A 14,884-nucleotide genomic window follows, 5' to 3' on the forward strand; every position below is an offset into this window, starting at 1 on the left:
CTATGTTTCACTTTTTCATTAAATCAGCTATGGTCTTTTGTTCTAAACCGGCTACGACCCAGCCTTCCATTTCATCGCGAAGTGTACACAGAGATTCACGCGTAGTCGGAGCAAAACATTCTTTACTTTCTACATTAAAGAATCCTTTAGGAAACGTTTCTGCTTTCATTGCATCATAAACTTCTGACAATTTTATTTCGCTAGGGTCCTTTACAAGAAAATAACCACCATCCCGGCCTTCTTTCGCATGTATTAACTCAGTTTTGACCAGATGACTTAATATTTTTCTTAAAAAGACAGATTTAGAATCAAGTTTCTCTGCCAATTTTCCGCTCGGACATAGGCCATCATTATTAGCAAGCACGACGAGTGCCTGAATGGCCATACTGAACCACTTTGTACTTGTTACTTTTTCACCCATTGTTTCACCTCTTCATCTACACTTTATTCTGAGACATCTCCCATAAAAAGTCAAAGTGTTTACGGAGGTTGGTGGGCCTTATTTCACACAGGAAAAAGCCAAAACAACTGGAATTCGCTGTCTTCTAACATATTCTTCTTCGTTACTAAAAAGTTCGCGTTTTGGTGTGCCTTCGAGTAAATCTAATACCGAAAACCAGCTTGTCTTAGTGCCATGAAATCTTCCATCCCTTTTTATCTACCCTTTGTACAGTTACGAACACTAAAAACACATCTACCTATGCCGATCTTTCCTCGCTTGAATATATCCGTAATACGCACAAGTTCCATTTTGGGGTTAAGTCCTTAACTTCAAAACCGCACTTCTCATAGAAACTGAAATTATTAGCGGATGTGTGTGCAAACCAATCACCGCGAGGAAGGATTTGAACAATATTTAGAGACCGATTAAATTAATATCTGTTTGAATTATTTATTCGAATGAGAGGAAAGACCCCGACCTATAAGGTTTGCAGAAACAGGTTTTATTCCTAATTCCCTTGCCCAAATTGATAATTGTCCTATATGGTGAATTTCGTGAGCAATGGCATGTCGCATGATTTCACCCCAAGTATCCGTCAGAATTCTTCCATCTGGTAACGTATCGTAAAATAATCGATTTTCCATACTAGCATCCCAATTGTTCACAAAGTTTTCCACTTCTAAATGAAATTCAGCGTCCAATTTTCGAACCTTGTTCAAGCTTTTATAACTATCGAAACTCTCCTGAAAGTCAGTTTTACCTTGTAAGAGACGTATCCAGCTCCATTCAACATCAACAATATGGAAAAGTGTATGCAATATACTTCCCATTCCACCCGTCCGATCCCGTAGAAGTTCTTCTTCATTTAACTTTTCACACCAACGATACCAGTCTTCTCTTACCATCCAGTTATATCTAAAAAAAATTTGCAAAAAAGCCCCTCCCCATATATTAAATAAATTAACTGCTAAAATACTATAAGAGCGATACCAACCATTGTTAATATTACTATTTCTATAAACATAGGTTGAAATCCTTGTTCAACTACCCCTTTAGTCGAATGATAAATCAGAGCTGCCCTAGCAACCCCTTTTTTACTCAAGCAGCACGTTCTTACACTATCCTGTCATTTGCTTCAACAAAAATAAGCCATTCTCCTTCTTGAAGAATAGCTTCTGTGGGAATAAGAAAGCGGCCACTAAATGATTATCTGATCTTGCTCAAAAGATGCGCATTAAATAATGATTGTTCTTTCCTTGGTACTGACCTTCCCCCTGTCCTTGCGGGTCCGGCATCCGCATGGCCCGCTCGATGGCTTCTTTTCTCGACTTCACTATGGAGAATCGAACAACTTGTTAAACAATCTTGGTTTTTCTGGAATAAGGTTAATTTCACATTAATAATAGCAACCTACTATTATTTTCCTCTAAATCTTTTAGTGGAAAATATCCAACCAAAAATACCACCCACCCCTAGCCCAAAAATTAACGATGAAGCAATGTTGTCAAATACTAGAAAACCAACAACTGTCATCATGAATATAAACAAAAAGACTCTAAACCAACTTACTTTACTCATTCATATTCCTCCTCAATATTCAGCTAAATTACCGTCTTTAAGAAATTAAATTAAAAAGGCCGATAATCCTTCCTGGATTAAAAGCCCGCAATTTTTAGTAAGATATATCTGGTTTACTTCGTATTATTAACCCCTAAAAAGTATAAGGCATCCTTAACAGTAGAAAAAGTGATTATGTTTTTTATGTTAATGCCACCTTTAACTGCTTCTAAAGCTAATTGGGGCCTTATCCCTGTTAAAATGCACTTAACTCCAAGTAAATTTAGTATATTGTTAATTTTAAAAAGGGAGTCAATAACCAAATTATCAATTTTATACATTCCTGAACAATCTATAATCAAACGGCTAACCCCTTGTTCTTGAACATTAACTGGTATTAATTCTAAGAGTTGTTCTGCTTTATCCTGATCAATAGCTCCTAACAGAGGAAGAACAGCAATACCTTCTATAAGGGGTACAATTTTGGAGGCTAACTCATTTATTTGCATATTCATCTCATATTTTACTTTTTCTTGTTGTTTTCTCTCGGTGATATCTTTTACATAAGTTTGGATAGCTTTTGCTGCTCCTATTTTAATAGGGTGGCAATATAACTCAACTTCAACTGGTGTTTCATCCATTCTATATATAGTTTCCTCAATAACTTCTGCAGGTTTATTATAAGCCCCCAATATTCTTTTTGTTATTGTGGGTTTAGAGGTATCTTTAAAGATATCTAAAGGACTGGCTCCAATTATCTCGTCCCTGGAACCTCGAAAAAATTTCTCTGCTGCTTCATTTATATATATTATCTTCAGCTGCGAATGGACAATTAGCGGATCCAATGAATATTCAATTACTTCTTTGTAATTAATACCTTCAATATTATCACTCAATATTTTCACTCCTTAAATAAAGGGTAATTCATTTTATCGTTATGTACAAGGAGAAATAATTGTATTTTTACATTCATGGGTTTTCAAAGTTACTCAAATAACAGCTCCGTTATTTGAAGTGCATAATGCCATTCATTCAGTCCAAATTCAACCTCTATAACAGCACATTTCCCGGATTGTGCAAAATGAATAGCAAAAAGACGCCTTCTTATTTAGAAGGTACTGCAAAAGTATATTTTATTAAAAAAGAAAAATAGTAATAGAAAAACGAGCCTCCAGAATCGCTTCTAAGGCTCGTTTGGCATAAAATAGAGAAGGTGAGAAGGTTTGCAAGGAAGAAGCTTAAATGCTTTATAAAACCTCTCTATATAATTTGATTGGTCTCTGCTAGCGGTTGGAACAAACAATACCTGGGGTAAGTCTTTTTTCACTTAGGAACTGAAACGATTCTTTGCTTCGATATCTTGAACAAGTTCAGGCAGATCATCTTGAAATAAATGACCGTAGCTCTCGAAGATCCTTGACTTCGCGTGTGGAAGCTTATAGGAATAGTGCTCAAAATGAGAAAAAGGTACTACTTCATCATTTCGGCTATGATAAAGATAGATTTGTGAGATTTGAGGTAGTCTTGTAGCAAATTTATCGGAGAGTTCAAATTCTTTAAATAGCCAATCTTTATCCAGGCCCCAGTATGGCGATCCCATCACAAACAAACTAGAGATGGATAAATTACAATTTTCTTCTGAGAGATACTTTAGGAGGACAGAGCCACCTAGTGAATGGCCGATCAGAATAACGGAACCATTTAACTCAGAAAGTTTCTCTTTCAGTACGTTCTTCCATAGATCATAACTCGGGTTTTCAGGATCTGGCATGGCAGGGGAGGAAAAACTGTAATCCGAACTAATCGATTTTTGTAAGTAGGCGATTAGTTGGTTACTTCCCTGCTTCCCTTCCTGGGGTCCCGCGCTGTGTAAAAACAATACTTCCTTCTTCAAATAATAACCTCCCTCTATAAAGTTCTTTTTCGTTATCTTCAGTTAAAGCTCCCCTTTAGTTGAATAACAAAAAATAATTTTTATTTGTTATCACCGATATTCACACCCCATAATCTTTGAACATTCACTAATTCCTGCTCAGTGAATTCCATTCTATAAATATCAGGTTTTGATGTGCTATGTAAAAAAATAGTTGCATATTATTTAAACGATGTGGCACTAAGTCATTATTTCTTACCCTTTCGTTCTAAAAATATAGGTGCTAGATTTAGTAAGATAGAAACAATTGTTAAAAACCATAATGCCCTTTCCATACCAGGTACTACATCCTCTAAAGCTGCCCAATCTTCCACTTCTACCCACACCGATACAAGGCTGTATTCTGCACAAAGTGTTAATGCTGTAAATGATAATCCTAACGCCATAGCGAGCTTATAATCCTTTCCTGCTGCATACATATAAAGATTTATAAAAGTTGCTACTATTGCAATAACCCCAAATGTTATAAATAACATTACTAACCTCCATATATTTTTATTTATGACATGTAATAATACTGATATCTCCATTCATTCCCTTTCTATACAACCTCTCCAGCATGCATCCATTCATACAAATGCATTAATACATCGCTTTCTTGAGTTCCAATGGAATTATCCCTTTTTCTACTAGGTGTGTTCCACCTCTTTTAGAATTTTACTTCCCACAAGCAAACGCCAATACCACTGGTATCCGCTGTCTCCTCACAAATTCTTCTTCGCTACTAAGATGTTCTCGTTTTGGAGTACCTTCGCGTAAATCATCTACCGTGAAACCAGCTTGTCTAAGTGCCACAAAATATTGTTCAATCGTGCGATGGTACTTAACCACCACTTGATTAATCCAAGGTTCTCTTCTTTCACCATCACGGAAATAATCATCCACAATCCAGCTCCCACGTTTATCTCCTGTCTGCTTACTGGCAAAAGATGAAGTTGTAAGCGGATGTTGGATGCTGAATACAAATCTACCATTCTCTTTTAAGGTTTGATAAATGTTTTGAAACAGACTGTTAATGTCTGATACGTAATGAATGGCGAAACGAGAGGTTACGAGATCATAAGAATTACTCGGGTATTGAAACGATTCCATTGTTTCATTATGTATAGTGGCATCTAGTTCAAGTAAGTTAGCATGAGCTGCTACTTTCATTTGTTTAGAACCTTCGACTCCTGTGTAATGCCTTGCCCCTAAGTGTAGTAGTTCTTTACCAAACGAGGCATCTCCACACCCTAAATCTAAGATGTTCTTATTTTGAATGGCCCCAACTAATTCGTACATAATGGGACCTTCAATTGCATTATTGGGACTGTCTTTTCTATTTCTTCTTTTCATGTAATTTGTCAAAAAATCCGATTGATCGTAAACACTAGATCCTCTGAATTCCATTAATATATCTCCCCATTCTTTTTCAAAAACAATCTCTATCTATGCCCATCTTTCCTCGCTTGAATATATCCGTAATACGCACAAGTCCCACTTTGGGTTAAGTCTTTCACTTCAAAACCACACTTCTCATAGAAACTGAAATTGTTAGCGGATGTGTGTGCAAACCAATCACCGTGAGGAAGTTTTTGAACACAGAGTTCTACGATTTTCTTCCCGATTCCTTTCCCGCGATATTCGGATAAAACAACTAAATCCATTATGTTAGCAACCATTATTTGGTCCGAAATCACTCTAACCATCCCAATCATCTTATTTTGATCCCAAACTGTAAATGCCCATGTAGAGTTTTTGAAAATTAACGAAAATTTTTCTTTTTGCCAAGAGGGTGTATTCCTTGCCCATCCTGCATCTTCAAAAAGAGCTTCCACATATTCAGTTGGAACCCCTTCTGTACCTTCCCTTATTACTAAGCCATTGAAATATTGGTACATAATTAACACCCCTTATACTTAGATCATTTTCCACTCTTTATAACTTTAAATGACAAACTCGACAAAACAAACGCCAATATTATCAGCAATGGCGCCACCACAAATAATCCTATTAAATCCGTTTTAAGATTCCAAGGTACAAATGCATTCCAGAATATCCCCATTGCCTTCCATAACATAACAAATATAAACATAGTAAATACAAAGTATATTATTTTTTCAAACCCTTGTTTCAACATAGGCATTCCTTTACCTCCTTTTTTGCGAGATAAGCGGTCGTTTATTAATCATTTAAGGCCCATAGACAATCATAAAGATCATTAGACACAGGTTAAATACAATCAAAATCTTTCCAAAGATATTTTTAAAAGCTAGCACGGAAAAAAACATAGAAATTACAAATGAAGGAATTCCAACTTTTGAGGGGAAATATGTAAAATCTAAAATTCCTATCATGGGAAAAAGTAAAATAAGGATACATATAAATGTAAATACGAATGAGAACATACTTGCAAGGGTGAGATAACTAAATGTGGCCATACTTTTTATGTGTTGTTTTTCATACATATTATTAGCCATATTAATCTCCTTTTTATAAAGTTTTGTATAACGTTTGGTATTCTTAACCTCTATAAAAGTAATGTCGTCTTATACCAATTATTTCAAATTTTTAATATTTACACAATATGAATTTCATAAAAAAGAAGCTTACCTTTTTTCAGATAAGCTTCCAAAGGTATTATTTATTTTCTAGTTAACGGAAACAAAACGCAGTCCTTAATCGTTTCACAATCCGTCAAAACCATTAGTAATCGTTCAATCCCAAATCCCCACCCGGAAATCGGTGGCATCCCATATTCCATAGCCAATAAATAGTCTTCATCCATTTCCATGGCTTCTACATCACCGCCACTTTTTAAAATAGCTTGGGCCTCTAATCGTTTTCTCTGTTCAACAGGGTCGACTAATTCTGAATAGGCATTGATGATTTCAGCACCATTTACTACTAATTGAAAACGATTTGTAATTGATGGATTGTTATCATTCGCTCTGGCTAAGGGTGATAAATCAATTGGGTGGTTAATTAGGAATGTTGGTTCGATTAAATGTGGTCGACACACCTTTTTGTATAAAAGGTCAATAAAGTTCCCTCTTCCTAATGTCTCGATATCGTCACCTTCTAAATAAATATTTCTTCGTTTTGTTTCTTCATATAAGCTTTTCACATCAGGATACAAATCAATATCAATGCCTGTATCTTTTAAAATTAAATCTCTAAACGACACGACATTCCATTCTAATGAAAAATCAATCGATTGTCCTTTTATGCTAATAACTGTTGAGTCGAAAGTTTGTTTTAGGACATAGACAATCATTTCACGCATGAGCTTCATCGTGTCCTCATAATTCCAATAAGCTGCATAGCCTTCCACCATTGTAAATTCTTGAAGATGTTGAGGGCTGATTCCCTCGTTTCTAAAGCATTTTGCAATTTCAAATACTTTTGTAAAGCCCCCTACAATAAGCCTTTTCAAATAAGTCTCTGGAGCAATTCGTAAGTTTAGTTCCGTATCTAACGAATTATGAAACGTTTTAAACGGGCGTGCTAAAGCACCAGAGGAAGTATGTTGTAATACAGGTGTTTCCACCTCCAAAAAGTCTTTTTTCTTCTAAAAATCTACGAACAGCACGCACTACTTTTGTTCTCATTAACATGCGGTTTTGTGTTTCTTTTGTCATCATCAAATCTATATATCGTTGTCTATAACGTGTATCTGTATTAGTTAATCCATGCCATTTATCCGGCAGTGGATGTAACGCTTTCCCAAGCAGCACATAATTTTCGATACGAAGCGTTTTTTCATTTGTTTTCGTAGAATACATATTCCCTTCTACACCAATAAAATCACCTATATCGAAATAGTTGAGGAAATCACTCATAGCCTCCTCCCCAACCTCGTTTTTTTTCAGGAGAAGTTGCAACTTACCTTGTATGTCTGAAATGCTAATGAAACTGAATTTACTAAACTGGCGAATCCCCATGATTCTTCCTGCAACTCGAACACCCGATGTTCCATCCTCAAGTGAAGAAGCTTCGTATAGTTCGTAATTTGTCTGGAACCTTTCAGGATATACTGAAATCCCCTGTGACTTTAAAACTTCTAATTTCTCTAATCTGAGCGCGGTTTGTTCTTGACTCATTTTTATCAACTCCAACTTTTATTGATCTATTTTCCTACTGCCATACTATTTTTCTAAAACAAAAAAACTCCAACCCCCAAGATTATTCATCTTGAGGACGAGAGTTGTTAACTTCGTGGTACCACCCCAGTTTGTTGACATGTTACCATATCAACCTCTTCGGGTACTTTCGTTGTAAAAAAGAATTATACCCTATCTCTATAACGGGAGATCCCGTGGCAGTATCACTAAGAAATCTTAGATCCGTGCAAAGGCTCCGAGGCTTTTTTCATTAAGATCATTATTGCTTCTTCACACCTACCGAAGCTCTCTGGAAATAATGAATCTTAATTACTCTTCTCTTCACAGCCGTATATTCCGTATGTTTTTTAGAATATTAGCATAAATGAAAGATTTAGGCAATCTCCTAATCACCAAATTATTTCACAAGTTTGGTTGAAATAGAGGAAATGATTAATTTGTTTAGAATTTATTATAGATGACAAAGAAAAAAGGAGTAATGGAAGAGTGATTGATCATATAATTCCAGCGCTAATTGCTTTTATTATTGTTGCAATTTTATCGCCACTATTTATCGCTGCCTTGAGGAAACTTAAATTGATACAACCAATTAGAAAAGAACTACCTTCCGATCATCAATTAAAGAAAGGCACTCCGTTAATGTTCGGGATTATTCTGTTTGTTGGAATTTTAATATCGATTCTTTTTTCACCTACTCCCTTGATGTACTTCTTGTGTATAACTTACATTCTTTTTAGTTTTATTGGGTTTTTGGACGATTTTTGGAAAGCTTCGCGTCAAGATCCCGGGGGAGTTTCAGGCAAGACTAAACTTATTCTTCAATTTATGTTCACAGGTACTATGCTTTATTACGTAATTGTCGAACTAGGCATAGACACCAAAATTAATATTTTCAAAGACATTACCTTAGATTTCCCGATGGCGTTATATGTCATTGTCATTACCTTATTTGTCGTGGGATCTGCAAACGCCATTAATTTCACGGATGGATTAGACGGTCTTTTAGGAGTAGTAGCAATCCCTACATACTTTTTCTTTTTTGTGGTTTCAGACAGACCAGAGGTGCAACTTTTTAGTTTAATTATGATTGGATGTTTACTGGGCTTTCTCATTTATAATATATACCCTGCAAAAGCTTTTATGGGTGATACAGGATCATTAGCTATAGGTGGATCCCTATCATTTCTTGCTGTCCTCGAGAAGGTTGAAATTCTAATTCCCATTTTGTTTTTTATATATTTTGCTGAGCAACTGTCGGTTATCTTACAAGTTACTTCTTTTAAACTTACGCATAAGCGCATTTTCAGAATGACACCGATTCACTATCACTTTGGCTTAAAATATGGCTGGTCCGAAACGACTATTGTCACGGTATTTGGATTTATTTCTTGGATTTGTGTTTTTATTTGTTTAGCTTATTGGAAATTTCTTCTATATCCATAAATGCACTTATAGCTATTCCAATGATTATTAGAGGTAACCAGGCAACACACAATGCAACGCAATAATACAAAGGGCAAAAATCTGCCACAAGATAAATGGAAGCACTAATCAATACCCCGATAATTACATAAATGATGATGATCTCCATTTGGTCATCGAACTCCTTTTTAGTAGTATAAAAAGGTGTACTTGCAGGGGTTCTTCAATTATACGAAACTTTATATTTTTCATGATTAAACTATTTTCGACATAAAACCTTACAAATACAAAGTAAATTACCTTTTGCCTAAAACAAAAATAAATCCAGCCCTCTTTGTGGCTGGATCCTTGTATCCTACTCAAATTATCTATGATACGGAACATACCCAGCTTTTTCGACAAGCAATTGGCCTTCTTCCGATTTGATCCACTCTAAAAATGATTCAAGATTTGGATTGGTTGCTGTTGAGAGATGTACAGCGTAAAACGGACTCACAAACGGATAGGTATCCTTCTGTATAGATTCAATGGAAGGAGCAACTCCGTCCACCTTTAAGTGCTTAATCTTGTTGTTTTTTACCATCGTTTCCGAGAAGAAGCGGAACGAGAAACCAATTGCATTTTTTCTATTTTCATAGTCTAAGGTTTCTTCAATGATTCCTCCCATACCTGAAACCCGCTGGTCACTTGGTGGGTCCATTAATCGTTTGGTTCCCATCACTTTTCGAAGCATCTGCTGACTTCCACTATCTTCTGGTCGTTGGAACGCCAGGATAGGCTCATCGTTTCCTCCAAGCTCTTTCCAACTTGTAATCTCACCTGAATAGATGTTTTGAATATCTTCCACAGTAAGATTAGTAACTGGGTTATCTTTATGTACAAAGAAAACAAAGGCTTCTTTTCCAACCGGCGTTAACACGAGCTCCACGTCTTTCGCCTTTGCTTGAGACTGGATAGAATTTGGAGGTTCTGGAACAAATATTAGTTCTCTTTCTTCTTTTAGGAGACCAGCCCAAGCTCCTGAGGTCTGGGTGGATTGAACTTCACTCATAGTAGAATTATAAATTCCTTCTGGATAAACAGCCTGAGCGAAAGAGGCAAAGACAGGGTATAAAGCCGTTGATCCATCAAGCTTTAAAAGAGGTTTTTCTAGCTTCATGGATGCTTCTTTGCCTAAGTCGGCAACACGATCATTATTTTGGAATGGTTCATATTGAGTTAAATTTACATCCTGGGTACTCATAATTTTCAAAGAATGTTGATACCAAGCTTTCCCGCCTTCCACTGTTACAAAAAGAACAAAGATACTAATCAAGCTCATAAATGTATACTTCACAGCTTTTTTAGAAAACTGTCCCCACATCCCTAGGTTTGCAAAGATGAGTAATGTGAGCACTAATGCTGCTGACACAAGAGCATATAAATCCTTACCAGTGGCAATGGTTAAAACGATTGTTCCATAAAATCCAACATATAAAATTGCAATTGATATGACTATTGAACCAATAACTCTCATGGTTTCCCCTTTATTGTAAGTAATTTTTATCTATTTCATAGGCTCTTTTCTCAAAGATTTTTGCTATCACTGAGTAAAAAGTCCGCAATTGGACTTTTTACGAAGAAAAATCGGCCTTTGGATTTTTCACAGCTTAGAGACTATAGAATGGCATGCAAGCTACCTTGTATAGCCAGGAAAAGAGCATGACAACAAGGAATATAACTATAACGGTTAGTTTATAAATGTGAAAAAGCAACAAAGTATGCGAAAACAGCCATTTCATAAGAAACTCCCCTACTCCACCCTCACGAGTACGAAAATCAATACCAGGTTATAAGTTGTTTAGGTAAATTGTTCTGGTGTTACATTAATGGGTATAAATTTTGAAGGAGGACTCGAACCTCTTGGGGTCACCCCGAAACCCGTACCATTAATGGCAACTTTGACCTGTTGCAAGGTTTGGTATTCGCCTTTTCATTTTCGCTACCAGCTTCTCTTATGAAGACAGTATATCTGTTTTCCAGTTAAGTTCTTGGATTTTCACATCATATAAACGATATTTCTGTGACAGCTGATCCACATGCTTTTGCATTTCTTTCACGCTGATGGTTGTTATGTATTTGATTTCTGCACGTGAATAACGTTCGAGTTTCATGGTTGCTTGTTCAAGAAGATCGCTATGAATCTTACGTTCCTGACCAATCAAATCACGTGATGCCAATGCATCCGCAAGTGACTCAGCTTTATCAAATTCCGTATTTAAATTGGTCTTGTTTATTTGCTGGATTAGGAGTCTTAACTTCTCTAATAGTTCCGTTAATTCCTTTAATAACAACTTCGGATCTTCGTTTGGCTCGTCCCCTTCCTGTACCCTCACATTTTGCAGCAGCCTATTTTTCAACTGCTCCACCCGTTTTTGATAATCCGCCCGTAAAATTAATGCCTCTGCTAATTTCATTAAGATTTCCTCCTAGACTTTAAAATTCAAGGGATAAATTATAATTCTATATATGAATAGATTTCGAAAAGTAACTTGTGTTCACCAACGTTATTAAGAGTAATTTTACACTAAAGAAGTAAAATTATCCATTATTATTTTTAATTGTTAGAATATTTGTTTTTAATACTTTAAGTGCCATTACGCCCTTCATGAAATTAGGTTTGTAATATCATAATCATTAATCCACATGGTTACCCTTTCCGATTCTCTTAAATCCATCCTTCCTAATTTTTAATTGTCTCATCCTATCAAAATGAATATTGGGAAAATTGCAAATCTCCTCTCTACATCTTAATCAAGATCTTCCCTTCATAGTTGCGACTCTCAATTAGTTTATGTGCTTGTGCTGCATCCTCTAAATCAAACACCTGGGCAATGGGGAGTGTGATTTTTTCTGAAGAAAAAAGTTCTAAGACTTTCTCTGCAACATCGGCTAATCTTACTGGATCATGTTTTCTCGTTGTACCTAAGCTAAACCCTTTAATATTTCTACAACTGCTATGAACATCACTTGTTTTAAAGGTCCCTGGTTTGCCGCTACTATTCCCAAATTGTACAAGAGTGCCGTATAAGGCTAAACACTCTAAGCTTTTACTTGTAACCTCACCAGCAACTGAATCAAAGATGACAGTAGCTCCTAGATTATTGGTTAACTTTAGAACTTCCTCAACAAATGAATCATAGGTGCACACAACATCTGCTCCTAAATTCTTCACATAACCTTCTTTATTAAGATTTCCAACTGTTCCGATTATTTTCTTTACACCAGTAAGCTTGGCTAATTGTACCAGCATGGAACCTACCCCACCTGCTGCACTATGTACCACAATGGTATCGGTTTTTCTCACTTGGCCAATTTCACAGATTAGTATATAAGCCAAGATGGATACGGTGGGTGCTGTTGCCGCTTGTTTGAAAGAAAGACTATCTGGAATTTTAAAAACTAATTGTTCTTTTGCTACAACATACTCTGCATATGAACCATCTTTCGGAAAAGCTATTACCCGATCACCCTTTGAGAATGGTGAATCACCGGAAACTTCTTCAATTGTCCCAGTAACATCCAATCCAAGTGTTAAAGGAAAATCACCTTTCCCTTTATTCCCCATGCGCTTTTTTATATCTGCATAATTTACACTTGTATATTCTGCTTTAATTAAAACTTCATTATCGTGAATCTCTGGTAATTCTACCTCTTTATATAAGAGTACATTGGAATCACCGAATTCATTTTGAATGACCGCTTTCATTTCTATATCTCCTTTCGAAATTTAGAGTGTTTAACAAATGAACTATCCAACCTCACAAATAATTAATTATTTAATTGCCTTGAAAACTCATAAAATGCATTTAGTACGTCATCTCCTAAAGGATGAGCAAATTCTTGGGTTTTTAAGGGTAATATACCTTCACTTTCTAGTTCATATAAATACCTCTTAAATCCTATATCAATCGCTTCTAAATACTTTTCTGAATCGAATTGATATTTATAAATTTCTTCTTTTGGATAATCCGTTGTATATTCAATAAAAAGGTTTACACCATCACTTAAAAACCTATAATAATCCGAATTCCCAATACAATTTAATTGAGCTTCGTTGAATTCTCCTTTATAAAGTTGTGCAAGCGTAACTAAGAAATGTGGTATAGCTATAAAACCTACACCCGATTTAAAACTAATCAACTGTGTTCAATCTGAATATCGCCGCCTTCGAAATGGATATCAATAAAACATTTATAGTTAGATTTCACAAATTTCAACCCCATTAATAACCCCATTAATATTTCATACTTCAACTAAAATGTCGTTTGTTCTGGAAGTGCTCCTAGTTAGCCCATCTAACTTGGATACTCTTCTACCCCACCCTCACATAGCCTCTTCAAAAAAGCGTGGTCTCTGGTTTAAGAGTCCGACTCAAAAAATAAACGCTGAATTGTTCATGGCAACCAGCCGTTAGTTATTAGACATTCCAATTTTTCTATTAACAAATTGAATGATGTAAAAGTTAATTAAGATTATGATCGGAATGAAAAAAGCAAATATTAGAATACCTAAGCTTAAAAAGAATCCTTCTACTTCTTTCACATTTAATAGTCTATAAAAAACTATTGTAGCTACTGATAACAGAAGTGCATTGATACAAAAGCCTGTTAGTACTCCCGACTGTTTACTTGCTGTTTTTTTAAATACCCTAATAGAAATTGAAGTAGATACAATTAAAGCAAGTATTAAAGTAAGATATTTAGCAATATCCATATGCCCCTCCATTTAGGAATACAAATACACCGACCACTTGTCATTGTAGGTATATCACTTCATATAATTCATAACTAACTCATGGCATCTTTCTTCTGTAAGATTTGCCAGCACAGCCACGTATTCCAGGTGTTCCTGGGTGCCCCCTTTAAATTTCAGCGATGCTTCCAATGCACTATCATCTCGATACTTTATCCAGTTACGTTGTTCTTCTCTTAATTGATCCATCTCTTCTGACGGTAGTTGCTCCTCTAATACACCATAAATTTCATTTAAAAATTCATCCCAAAGTTCCCATCTATCACTTTCAACTTTTTTCAAAGCGTATGTAGATGAATCTGTTGATTCCAATTCTTCCGTCTCTTTTTTAGTATCATCTAATTGTTGGAGATACTTTTCCTTATTAGTGGTAGATTCTTTTTCATTTGCAGGTACATTGAGTGAGGTATCCACTTCTTCGTTTGTTTCATTCTTGTCTTCAATGTCTGTTTCAGTGCTGGCATTATTTAAAGCCTTTTCTGTTGAGACTTCATTTGAAAAATCGTCATTTGTGTTTTGAATAGCACCTGACTGATCAGTTGAATTTCCACAAGCAGCCAATATAAACAATCCTACCGTCAACATTACCATCAATATTTTTCTATTGTTTTGCATTTTTAAAGCCTCCTTTTA

General features: G+C 35.7%; 19 protein-coding genes, 1 pseudogene and 1 other annotated feature. Of the genes and pseudogenes, 1 reads left to right on the forward strand and 19 read right to left on the reverse strand.

Annotated elements, in window-relative coordinates; translation table 11 throughout:
- Positions 1 to 7 precede the first annotated feature (7 nt).
- The 13 genes and pseudogenes from AB685_RS04050 to AB685_RS32010 form a co-directional block, all read right to left on the reverse strand.
- Positions 8 to 421, reverse strand: a complete 414-nt coding sequence (locus tag AB685_RS04050; protein WP_047969225.1) for an Rrf2 family transcriptional regulator — start codon at positions 419 to 421, stop codon at positions 8 to 10.
- 273 nt (positions 422 to 694) lie between these two features.
- Positions 695 to 851 (reverse strand): annotated as a pseudogene (locus tag AB685_RS32000) (N-acetyltransferase); the annotation flags it as partial.
- A 37-nt stretch (positions 852 to 888) separates the two neighbouring features.
- Complete coding sequence (locus AB685_RS04055; RefSeq protein ID WP_047969226.1) at positions 889 to 1,374, reverse strand: DinB family protein; 486 nt, start codon at positions 1,372 to 1,374, stop codon at positions 889 to 891.
- Between the two features lie 484 nt (positions 1,375 to 1,858).
- Positions 1,859 to 2,020 carry a hypothetical protein gene (locus AB685_RS31190; protein ID WP_157860693.1) on the reverse strand — a complete coding sequence of 54 codons (162 nt, stop codon included), beginning with the start codon at positions 2,018 to 2,020 and terminating at the stop codon, positions 1,859 to 1,861.
- Positions 2,021 to 2,133: 113 nt separating this feature from the next.
- The gene (locus AB685_RS04060) at positions 2,134 to 2,895 is read right to left on the reverse strand and encodes an STAS domain-containing protein (protein WP_047969227.1); all 762 of its coding nucleotides are present in this window, start codon (positions 2,893 to 2,895) and stop codon (positions 2,134 to 2,136) included.
- A gap of 287 nt (positions 2,896 to 3,182) precedes the next feature.
- Positions 3,183 to 3,326, reverse strand: a complete 144-nt coding sequence (locus AB685_RS30125; RefSeq protein WP_082153490.1) for a Type 1 glutamine amidotransferase-like domain-containing protein — start codon at positions 3,324 to 3,326, stop codon at positions 3,183 to 3,185.
- Positions 3,327 to 3,893, reverse strand: a complete 567-nt coding sequence (locus AB685_RS04065; RefSeq protein ID WP_047969228.1) for an alpha/beta hydrolase — start codon at positions 3,891 to 3,893, stop codon at positions 3,327 to 3,329. It lies immediately after the preceding gene.
- 227 nt (positions 3,894 to 4,120) lie between these two features.
- Positions 4,121 to 4,408 carry a hypothetical protein gene (locus AB685_RS04070; protein WP_047969229.1) on the reverse strand — a complete coding sequence of 96 codons (288 nt, stop codon included), beginning with the start codon at positions 4,406 to 4,408 and terminating at the stop codon, positions 4,121 to 4,123.
- Positions 4,409 to 4,589: 181 nt separating this feature from the next.
- Positions 4,590 to 5,321, reverse strand: a complete 732-nt coding sequence (locus tag AB685_RS04075; protein ID WP_047969230.1) for a class I SAM-dependent methyltransferase — start codon at positions 5,319 to 5,321, stop codon at positions 4,590 to 4,592.
- A 35-nt stretch (positions 5,322 to 5,356) separates the two neighbouring features.
- A complete protein-coding gene (locus tag AB685_RS04080) occupies positions 5,357 to 5,812 on the reverse strand; it encodes a GNAT family N-acetyltransferase (RefSeq protein ID WP_047969231.1) in 456 nt (151 codons plus the stop codon).
- A gap of 23 nt (positions 5,813 to 5,835) precedes the next feature.
- Complete coding sequence (locus AB685_RS04085) at positions 5,836 to 6,057, reverse strand: hypothetical protein (protein ID WP_241773233.1); 222 nt, start codon at positions 6,055 to 6,057, stop codon at positions 5,836 to 5,838.
- A gap of 498 nt (positions 6,058 to 6,555) precedes the next feature.
- Positions 6,556 to 7,461 carry an amino acid--tRNA ligase-related protein gene (locus AB685_RS32005; RefSeq protein WP_241773234.1) on the reverse strand — a complete coding sequence of 302 codons (906 nt, stop codon included), beginning with the start codon at positions 7,459 to 7,461 and terminating at the stop codon, positions 6,556 to 6,558.
- Entirely contained in the window at positions 7,406 to 8,014 is a 609-nt protein-coding gene (locus AB685_RS32010) for an OB-fold nucleic acid binding domain-containing protein (RefSeq protein WP_241773235.1), read from the reverse strand. The genes AB685_RS32005 and AB685_RS32010 overlap by 56 nt, the downstream gene beginning before the upstream one ends.
- Positions 8,015 to 8,104: 90 nt before the next feature.
- Positions 8,105 to 8,369: a binding site (T-box leader), on the reverse strand.
- A 152-nt stretch (positions 8,370 to 8,521) separates the two neighbouring features.
- On the opposite strand from AB685_RS32010, the gene mraY reads away from it, so the two are divergent.
- Positions 8,522 to 9,478, forward strand: coding sequence for a phospho-N-acetylmuramoyl-pentapeptide-transferase (mraY, locus tag AB685_RS04100; protein ID WP_047969233.1), 957 nt, complete (start codon positions 8,522 to 8,524; stop codon positions 9,476 to 9,478).
- 343 nt (positions 9,479 to 9,821) lie between these two features.
- Here the strand turns inward: mraY and AB685_RS04105 are convergent, their stop codons facing one another.
- The 6 genes from AB685_RS04105 to AB685_RS04130 form a co-directional block, all read right to left on the reverse strand.
- Complete coding sequence (locus AB685_RS04105) at positions 9,822 to 10,973, reverse strand: substrate-binding domain-containing protein (RefSeq protein ID WP_047969234.1); 1,152 nt, start codon at positions 10,971 to 10,973, stop codon at positions 9,822 to 9,824.
- 478 nt (positions 10,974 to 11,451) lie between these two features.
- Positions 11,452 to 11,913: a DIP1984 family protein gene (locus tag AB685_RS04110; protein WP_047969235.1), complete on the reverse strand. Its 462-nt coding sequence runs from the start codon at positions 11,911 to 11,913 to the stop codon at positions 11,452 to 11,454.
- Positions 11,914 to 12,239: 326 nt separating this feature from the next.
- The gene (locus AB685_RS04115; protein ID WP_047969236.1) at positions 12,240 to 13,205 is read right to left on the reverse strand and encodes a zinc-binding dehydrogenase; all 966 of its coding nucleotides are present in this window, start codon (positions 13,203 to 13,205) and stop codon (positions 12,240 to 12,242) included.
- Between the two features lie 62 nt (positions 13,206 to 13,267).
- The gene (locus tag AB685_RS04120) at positions 13,268 to 13,639 is read right to left on the reverse strand and encodes a hypothetical protein (protein WP_241773236.1); all 372 of its coding nucleotides are present in this window, start codon (positions 13,637 to 13,639) and stop codon (positions 13,268 to 13,270) included.
- A 270-nt stretch (positions 13,640 to 13,909) separates the two neighbouring features.
- The gene (locus tag AB685_RS04125; protein WP_047969237.1) at positions 13,910 to 14,212 is read right to left on the reverse strand and encodes a hypothetical protein; all 303 of its coding nucleotides are present in this window, start codon (positions 14,210 to 14,212) and stop codon (positions 13,910 to 13,912) included.
- A 54-nt stretch (positions 14,213 to 14,266) separates the two neighbouring features.
- Positions 14,267 to 14,866: a lysozyme inhibitor LprI family protein gene (locus AB685_RS04130; RefSeq protein ID WP_047969238.1), complete on the reverse strand. Its 600-nt coding sequence runs from the start codon at positions 14,864 to 14,866 to the stop codon at positions 14,267 to 14,269.
- Between the last annotated feature and the right edge of the window lie 18 nt (positions 14,867 to 14,884).

Source organism: Bacillus sp. LL01, from assembly GCF_001037965.1.